Source organism: Pilosibacter rotomagensis, assembly GCF_045062245.2.
GTDB lineage: Bacteria > Bacillota > Clostridia > Lachnospirales > Lachnospiraceae > Pilosibacter.
The window spans coordinates 183,236-192,500 of sequence record NZ_CM170323.1; the positions used below are offsets into that span (position 1 = coordinate 183,236).

General features: G+C 52.0%; 6 protein-coding genes, 1 other RNA gene and 1 pseudogene (1 of these 8 only partly in view). All 8 read left to right on the forward strand.

Going from position 1 to position 9,265, the window contains the following annotated elements:
* Positions 1-163: 163 nt before the first annotated feature.
* Positions 164-328: pseudogene (locus tag ACI3EW_RS00815) on the forward strand (sodium ion-translocating decarboxylase subunit beta); the annotation flags it as partial.
* A 738-nt stretch (positions 329-1,066) separates the two neighbouring features.
* An RNA gene (gene ffs / locus ACI3EW_RS00820) (signal recognition particle sRNA large type) lies at positions 1,067-1,328 on the forward strand.
* A gap of 31 nt (positions 1,329-1,359) precedes the next feature.
* Positions 1,360-2,856, forward strand: a complete 1,497-nt coding sequence (locus tag ACI3EW_RS00825) for a metallophosphoesterase (RefSeq protein ID WP_215702028.1) — start codon at positions 1,360-1,362, stop codon at positions 2,854-2,856.
* 328 nt (positions 2,857-3,184) lie between these two features.
* Positions 3,185-4,267 carry a 6-phosphofructokinase gene (locus ACI3EW_RS00830; protein ID WP_118532281.1) on the forward strand — a complete coding sequence of 361 codons (1,083 nt, stop codon included), beginning with the start codon at positions 3,185-3,187 and terminating at the stop codon, positions 4,265-4,267.
* Positions 4,268-4,273: 6 nt separating this feature from the next.
* Complete coding sequence (gene dnaX / locus ACI3EW_RS00835) at positions 4,274-6,001, forward strand: DNA polymerase III subunit gamma/tau (RefSeq protein ID WP_405578816.1); 1,728 nt, start codon at positions 4,274-4,276, stop codon at positions 5,999-6,001.
* A gap of 171 nt (positions 6,002-6,172) precedes the next feature.
* On the forward strand, positions 6,173-6,523 hold the full coding sequence (locus ACI3EW_RS00840; protein ID WP_021903984.1) for a YbaB/EbfC family nucleoid-associated protein: 351 nt from the start codon (positions 6,173-6,175) through the stop codon (positions 6,521-6,523).
* Between the two features lie 3 nt (positions 6,524-6,526).
* Complete coding sequence (gene recR, locus ACI3EW_RS00845) at positions 6,527-7,126, forward strand: recombination mediator RecR (RefSeq protein WP_118298196.1); 600 nt, start codon at positions 6,527-6,529, stop codon at positions 7,124-7,126.
* 45 nt (positions 7,127-7,171) lie between these two features.
* Positions 7,172-9,265, forward strand: partial view of a tetratricopeptide repeat protein gene (locus ACI3EW_RS00850; RefSeq protein WP_405578811.1) — the 5' portion only. The gene runs 165 nt beyond the window's last position; the window shows 2,094 of its 2,259 coding nt (coding positions 1-2,094); it begins with the start codon at positions 7,172-7,174; the stop codon falls past the right edge of the window.

The window sequence follows — 9,265 nt, forward strand, 5'->3', positions numbered from 1 at the left end:
ATGAGATTTGGCAGAGACGACTTCCCGGCAATCCCGGGCGGTGCAAACGGATAAATGGTCTTTCTGATCAATGAACCTCATGGGCAGAAAATTTCGGAATGGAAGATTCCATATGACACAGTTATGATCACAGATCCTGTTAATTCAGAAACGGAGAAAAAGTATGAAAAATAAAAAGAAGATCCTGGCGGCTGCAGGAATTCTGGTGCTTGCGGGAGTTGCCGCAGTGTGTTATATCCAGAATAGAGATAAAAAGGAGGCAGCATCTATCGGAATCATCGGCGGAGCAGACGGACCAACGAAGATCTTTCTGGCCGGGAAAATCGGTTCTCCTGACGAAGAAACAAAAGCGGCTGTTTTGGACCTTGAAACCGCGAAAAAGCAGTCCTATGGGGATGTCGTGGAACTTGACTATGTGAGCAAAGACAAAATCTCTTTGCATGGTTCCTTCGGATACATTTCATTTAATATCAATAGTTCCGATGACCCTGCGACGCTGGAGCCGGCTGCAGCCTACACGTTGGAGGAAGCGGGACCGATCGTAACCCAGGGCGATGATTACACGGAGGTTGTCGGAGATGCGGATGGCTGCGTGGTGGCACCGAAAGCATACACGAAGGAAAAGAACCCGATGTACCTTTACTCTGACACTTATGGGGATGTGACGGAACTTCCGGAAGAAGTCTGCAAAGTGTTCAGGGAAGATAAGGAAAAAGGTGCTTTCAAGGATGCATATCTGGCGGATGACCGGTTAAATGAGATGGCTGCGGATCTTTATAAGGAATACGGCAGCAGGCTGCTGTACGGTCCGGTGGAAATCCCGGAGTACGACAGTGAAGTTTACGGATTTCTGGCAGCCGACGGCGATAACCTGGAAGATATCTGGTACGGGATCTGGCATGCACCGTTAGAGAACCAGACATTCCCGATCACAAAAATGCCGCTGTTCAAATAAGCAGATGAATACGATTTAGTGAAATCAGGGAAGAAATTTGCAGATAGTTCACTGTCATCGGGGGATTTCGCAACTTGACAAAATGCCCCCGTCCATGTATACTTAACTGGTCCGCACAGCCGGGGAGATAGCGGTGCCCTGTACCTGCAATCCGCTACAGCAGGGGTGATGTTCTGCCGCGGGTACTTCCTTGTGAAGCTGCCCCTGGTAAGCGGCGCTGACGTTTTGGTCTCGCGCAATGGGACTCTCTGAACCATGTCAGGGCAGGAATGCAGCAGCATTAAGGAGAACCTTCCATGTGCCGCGAGGGAGCCGGGACCGAGCTGGCTGCCAGGGTAACGTTTATGAGACGTATTCAAAGCAGAGCGTGCGGATAAAAAAGAAATCTTAAGAGGTGACAGTGAATGAGAAAGAAATTTCTGCTATTGCTGGCGCTTCTTTTTTTATTGGCCGGGGTGATCTTTGTCCTGCCCGCAGTGCGGGATCATGTTCCGGATCAAACAAAAGAGAGTGCCGCGGAAGAGACAGAACCGTCAACAACCGAGTCGGAACCGCCGACAGAGACGGAAACGGAATCGGAGACTGGGACAGAAACCGAGGAGCCGACCGAAGAGGAGACGGAAGGTCCCGGAGATCCGGTGGACCGGGAAAAGATCGAGACGCATCTGATCATCGCGTCTGACACCCACTACATGTCACCGTCGTTGACGGATTATGGCGTAGCATTTGACCAGCTTGTAAACAGCAGTGATGGAAAAGTGATCCGCTATCAGCCACAGTTATGGCAGGCGTTTGAATCGGAAGTTCTTGAGGCACATCCGGATGCCCTGATCCTGAGCGGCGACCTGAGTTTAAATGGAGAAAAGGCAAACCACCTGGAATTTGCGGAAAAACTCCGGAAGATCAAAGACGCAGGGATCCCGGTCTATGTGATCCCCGGAAATCACGATATCAACAAGCCGAATGCCGGAGAATACTTCGGGGATCAGAGAACGGATGTGGAAAGCGTGACGTCGGAAGAATTCCGGGAGATTTACGGAGATTTCGGATACAATGAGGCAAAGAGCGAAGCACCGGATTCCCTGAGTTATCTGGTGGAACTGAATGATACCACCTGGCTCATGATGCTTGATACGACGGTCTGCGAGCCGGAAAATGAGGTGTACGGTGAGATTAAAGAGGGAACGCTGGAATGGATGGAAGAATGCCTGAAAGAGGCGTATGCCGAAGGAATCACCGTGATCCCGGTTGGACACCACAATCTCCAGCGCCTGAGCCGTGTCTATGTGGAGGAATGCGTGATCGAGAACTGTGACGAGGTCCGGGAACTCTTTGAACGTTATCTGACGCCTGTGTACTTCAGCGGCCATCTCCACACGCAGAAGGTCATGAAACACCTGACAGAGCCGGGAATGGGCTCAGACACTTACGGAATCTGGGAGATCGTGAGCAATTCCCTGATCCTGCCGCCATGTCAGTACGGGACTGTAACGTTAAACACGGACGGCAGCATCGATTATCTCGCAAAGACCGTGGATGTTTCCACCTGGGCGGCCGCAAACGGGGAGACGGATCCGAACCTTCTTGAGTTCTCAGCCTATGCAGCGGATTATCTGCAGACGGTCATCAAGAATCAGATCTTTAAAACCCTGGAGGATGTGCCGAAAGAATTAAAAGAAGTTATGGCGGACTTTTATACGGATATCTACAAGGATTACTATGCCGGAGTGCCGATCAGTTATTCGGAGAAGAAAAACGAGTTCGGATACGGCCTCTGGGTCCGCTACATGGATCCGAGCGTTGAGTTCCGCCAGCTCGACGGAATGATGCGCGACACGATGTCGGCAAATAACCATGCCGAGATCCCGAATCCGGTCCGTTTGAAACGCCCGGAACAATAAAAAAGAGAGGACGCACCGTCTGCCGGTCTGCATGAGGACCTTATTTTTGTCCATAATATGTGTTACAGTACACGGACACTCTATGCCCGCGCACTGTAACACGATTTTGCCGATGCTTCGCATTCCGAATCGGCAAAATCTGCTGCCACAACTGCATTGTACGGAATTTTCAGTTCAGAAAATTCCTACCGTGTACAGTAACTAATATGCCTAGAAAAGAGAGAGGAGACAAGTTTTTCTTGCCCGTCTCTTTTCTTTGTATTATAATCTTATCTTGGATACATGCATTCACATTTCGACTGAAAGAAATCGGAGAAAGGACAAGACGATGAAGAGAGTTGGATTCCTTACGAGCGGCGGCGACTGCCAGGCATTAAACGCAACGATGCGCGGAGTCGCAAAAGGTCTGTATCAGATCTACAAAGATGAAGTGGAAATTATCGGATTTGAAGATGGATATAAAGGTCTGATGTATGCAAATTATCAGATGATGAAACAATCAGATTTTTCAGGCGTCCTCACAAAAGGCGGAACGATGCTCGGCACTTCCAGACAGCCGTTCAAGCTGATGCGTGTACCGGACGAGAACGGACTCGACAAGGTGGAGCTCATGAAGCACACCTACTATAAATTGAAGTTGGACGCTTTAGTCGTCCTCGGCGGAAACGGAAGCCAGAAAACGGCAAATCTCTTAAGCCAGGAAGGACTCAACGTGATCGGACTTCCGAAGACCATCGATAACGATCTCTGGGGAACGGATATGACGTTCGGATTCCAGAGCGCTGTGGATATCGCGACGAATGCGATCGACTGTATCCACACGACCGCGTCCTCCCACGGACGTGTCTTCATCGTGGAAATCATGGGACATAAAGTCGGCTGGCTCACACTTCATGCAGGCATCGCCGGCGGAGCGGATATCATCCTGATCCCGGAGATCCCGTATGACTTAAATAAAGTCGTAAAGAAGATCAAAGAGCGGACGAAGAACGGAAGCCGTTTCTCGATCCTTGCGGTGGCTGAGGGTGCGATCTCAAAAGAACAGGCAGCTCTTTCCAAGAAGGAGTATAAGAAGTATCTGGAGGAACGCGCAACGAAATACCAGTCCGTCGCGTATGAGATCGGCGCGAAGATCCAGGAGATGACAGGACAGGAGATCCGTGTGACCGTTCCGGGCCATATGCAGCGCGGCGGCACTCCGGTCCCGTATGACCGCGTTCTCTCCACAAGGATCGGCGCTCATGCCGCCGACATGATCAAAAATAATGAATTCGGCAAGCTGGTCGTTGTAAAAAACAATGTGATCACGGATATCCCGCTGGCAGAATCTGCCGGCAAACTGAAATATGTGGATCCGCAGTCCGATATTGTAAAAGAAGCGAAGCTTATCGGAATCAGTTTCGGAGACTGATAGAACATGTCATATCAAGCGTTATACAGGAAATGGCGTCCGCAGGTCTTTGCGGATGTAAAAGGCCAGGACCATATCGTTAAAACTTTACAGAATCAGATCGGTTCCGGCAGGATCGGGCATGCGTATCTGTTCTGCGGAACCCGCGGAACCGGTAAGACAACGGTGGCGAAGATCCTGGCCAGGGCGGTAAACTGTGAACATCCGGTGGACGGAAGTCCCTGTGGAGAATGCCCGAGCTGCAGGCAGATCGCGGCGGGAACCTCGTTAAACGTGGTGGAGATCGATGCTGCGTCCAACAATGGCGTTGAGAACATCCGTGAGATCCGTGAGCAGGTCCAGTACCCGCCGACGGAGGGAAAATATCGCGTATACATCATCGATGAGGTTCATATGCTCTCAACAGGCGCGTTCAACGCCCTGTTAAAGACACTGGAGGAGCCGCCGTCCTATGTAATCTTTATCCTGGCGACCACAGAGGTCCACAAGATCCCGATCACGGTGCTTTCCAGATGCCAGCGGTATGATTTCCGGCGCATTACGCTGGACACGATCACGGCCCGGTTAAAAGAACTTACGGAAGCGGAAAACATGCCGGTGGAGGATAAAGCGCTCCGCTATGTGGCAAAAGCCGGAGACGGCTCCATGCGAGACGCTCTAAGTCTCCTGGACCAGTGCGCGGCGTTCCACTTCGGCGAGACGCTGACGTATGAACATGTGCTGGATGTCCTCGGCGCTGTCGACAACAGCGTATTCCGGGAGCTGTTCCATGCGATCCGGGAGAACCGGACGAAGGACTGTATCCTGAAGCTTGAGGAGATGGTAGTCCAGGGCCGGGAACTTTCCCAGTTTGTCGTGGATTTCATCTGGTTTCTCCGAAATCTGCTCCTGTTAAAGACGGCGGATGATGCGGAAGACCTTCTGGATATGTCGGAGGACAATCTGGCACAGATGCGGGAAGACGCGGCGCTTGTGGACGAGAATACTCTGATGAGATATATCCGCGTGTTCTCGGAGCTCTCCAACCAGATCCGTTTCGCAAACCAGAAACGCGTGCTCATCGAGCTTGCATTCATCAAGCTCACCAAGCCGGAGATGGAGCAGAACATGGATTCCATCCTGGAGCGCCTGGAAAAGCTGGAGCGCATGGTGGAGGAAGGGATCCCTGCGATGCCCGCAGGCGGCTATGTTCCCGCGCAGAATGCCGGGATCGCCGGTGATCCGATGATGGGAGCCGCGCAGATTTCACCGCAGATGTATGCACAGCCTGTTTACGACGGTGCCGGAGCACCGGGAAATGGCGCGGGAGTGGCAGGTCAGCCAGCGCAGAATCCGGCGGGAATGCAGAATCCCCCGGCTTCCGGTCAGACTTATGAGCCGAGGACTGTATCACTGCCGAAAGCCCAGCTGGAGGATCTCAACATGATCCGGAATGAGTGGGGCAAGATCGTCCGCGACATGGGTATGTCCATCCGCCCGAGTTTCCGGGAAACTGTAGTGGAACCGGCGGGCGACAGCTGTCTCTGCATCGTGTTCAATGATCCGATGAATTTTGCCATCGGAAGCCGTCCGAGCGTCCTCGGTGATCTGGAAAGGTATGTGGAGCAGAAATACGGAAAATCCCTGTATTTTAAATCCCGCATGCGGGAAAACGGGGAACGGATGGATACCCGCTATATCAGCGATGATGAGCTGAGAGAAAACATCCATATGGATATTACAATCGAAGATTAGCCGCAGTGATAAAAGCTGCGATTAATATAAACACAGATTCAACTTGAAACCTGTGAACCGGTCATACCTATATGGACAATGTCCGGTCAGCGTTGACGGAAGGACTCAAAAAGCTTTTTTGAGCCTGAACATCATTTATAAAAAACTAAGAATATCAGGAGGAAATACACCATGGCAAGACGTGGCGGTTTTCCGGGCGGTATGCCCGGCAATATGACAAATCTTATGAAACAGGCGCAGAGAATGCAGCGCCAGATGGAAGAGAAGACAAAAGAGCTTGAGGAGAAGCAGTACACAGCAACAGCAGGCGGTGGAGCTGTATCCGTTACCGTATCCGGCAAGAAGGAAGTTGTCGCTGTAAAGATCTCCCCGGAGGCAGTAGATCCGGATGATGTTGAGATGCTCGAGGATCTTATCGTTGCTGCGACAAATGAGGCGTTCCACCAGATGGAGGCTGAGTCCAGCGCAGTGATGTCCGAGCTCACAGGCGGTCTCGGAAACCTGGGAGGACTTTCCTTCTAAATTATGGATTACTACAGCAGTCAGATATCAAAATTGATAGAGGAGCTGTCGAAACTGCCGGGAATCGGAAATAAGACGGCCCAGCGTCTGGCATTCCACATCATCAACATGCCGGAGGAACAGGTGGAACGGCTCTCGAACTCGATCCGGGATGCGAAACACAATGTTCATTACTGCAAGGAGTGCTTCACCCTGACGGACCAGGAACTCTGCCCGATCTGCCGGAGCCAGACCAGAGACCACAGCGTGATCATGGTCGTGGAGAACCCGCGTGATCTGGCGGCATACGAAAAAACGGGAAAATTCGACGGGGTGTACCATGTGCTCCACGGCGCGATCTCCCCGATGCTTGGGATCGGACCGGGAGATATCAAATTAAAAGAGCTGATGACGCGTCTTCAGACGGAAGAAGTGAAGGAAGTCATTATCGCCACAAACTCAAGTCTTGAGGGCGAGACGACGGCAATGTACATAAGCAAACTGATCAAGCCGACAGGGATCAAGGTGACGAGGATCGCCAGCGGTGTTCCGGTCGGCGGAGATCTGGAATATATTGATGAAGTCACACTTCTCCGGGCGTTGGAAGGCCGGGTGGAATTATAAAACCGGCAGCAGATGGCTGTTCCGGTTTCAGGAGATGCGAAAGAAATGGATAAATACGAGTTTAATATTAAAGTCGAGCAGATCAAAAAGATGGTCAGCCGCGGAGATTACGGAACTGCGATGAAGATCGCGGATACCATCGACTGGCACCGTGTCCGCAACGCGAGCCTTCTGTCCATGATCGCTCAGATCTATGAGAAAAATGAGGAGTACCAGGAGGCGAAGGATATTCTGCTCTTGGCTTTCGAGCGCGCACCGGTCGGTAAGCGCCTGCTCTATAAACTGGCGGATCTCGCCTTAAAGGACGGAAGTACGGCTGAAGCAGAGGCGTACTACAGAGAATTCTGCGATCTCGCACAGGATGATCCGCGCCAGTACCTGCTCCGCTACAAGATCTTAAAGGCGAAAAAGGCACCGGTGGATCAGCTGATCCGTGCGCTGGAGGTGTATACTTCATCCGAGGTGGATGAGAAATGGCTGTATGAGCTGGCAGAGCTCTACCACAAAGCAGGGATCGAGGACAAGTGTGTTGCCACATGTGACCGCATCATGCTCTTATTCGGTCTCGGCAAATATGTGGACAAGGCGATGGATCTGAAACTTCAGTATGCACCGTTGAACAAATATCAGATGGACCTTGTGGAGAACAGGGAGAAATACGAGGCAAAACTGCGCGCTGTTGAGGAAGAATACAGCGGAAATGCCCCGGAACAGGATGACTACGAGGAGGAAACTCCAGACACGGATGTCTCAAGAGAGGTTGCCCTGCAGATCCATGAGGATGCCCAGACAAAGAAGCTGGCAGACGAGATGTCCAGACTTTCCGAGGAAGAGGGACGGACGGCTGTTGTCGAGGAAGACAACGACATGGACGCGACAAGAACCATTGCAGATCTCAGTGCGATCCGCCGGGGAAGACAGGAAGCTGCGGAAGATGCGCAGGGAACGGAAGAACCGGAGCACACGATCCCGACAGAGGAAGAGCGTGAGATCGAGCGCCAGAAACTGGCGATCCGCGCCGCAAAAGAGCGGGAAGAGATGGAAGAGGAAGCGCTCCGCCGTGCGGAGGAAGAGCGGGAAGCTGCGAGACGCGAGGAAGAAGAACGCCGTGCGAAAAAACAGGCGGAGATCGACAGAGAGCGCGCACGCAGAAACCAGGTCCGCAATATTCCGGCTCCGGAAGAGGATGACGACGAGGAAGATCTGGAACTGGAATCCCTGGATGATATGCTCGATACCAACAACCTGATGATCGAGGCGGAGACGGACGCGGAAGGTCTTTCCATGGCTGTTGAATCCTTAAAGGAGATCCACCGCGAGCTCGGGATCAAGAACCCGGTTGCAAAGATCAGCAGTGAGAAATTAAATAAGCGCGGGATCAGCGCAGTTGCTGACATGCTCGCAGGGAAAGATCTGATCATCCAGCATGCGGCAGGTCTTACTGATGCTGTCCAGAATGAACTGGATGACCTGATGGAAAAAGACCGCTCCGGCATGATCGTTGTCCTGATCGATACCCCGGAGAACCTTGAGGCGCTCCATGCCCACAATACCTCTCTCGCAAGTAAATTCCAGTACATCGGAAGCGATGAGGAAGCGGCTGAACAGAAAAAAGCGGAAGCAGAAATGGAAGCTGCTCTGAAACGTTCCACAGAAAAACAGGAACAGATCGCCCGCGATGTGGTAAGTGCGGAGCAGGAGATGGAAGAGGAGCTGGAACAGAAACCGGAGGAAGAGGAAGCTTACACTCTGACACCGGAACCGGAAACACAGACGGAGCCGGAGGAAGAACCGGAGCTGCCGGCGGCTGAAGAAACAGAAGAACCGGAAACAGACGCTTACGAGGAAGAAGAGCCGGAAGAGGAACCGGAGGAAGAGGAATATATCCCGCCGAAGAAGACAGGAATATTTGGAAAGTCCAAAGAAGCTCCGAAGAAGCCGGCTGCAGACAAAGAAAAGCCGAAGACTCCGGTGAAAGCGGAAGCTGCAGAGGAGGTTGTTCCGGAAGACTATGACGATAAGGAAGAGATGGATCCGGACGAATTCGCCCAGTATGCTTGCAAATATGCATCAGAGATTGACTGCAGCATCACAGGAAAGAGTCTTCTTGCCCTATATGAGCGCATCGAGATGATGGAA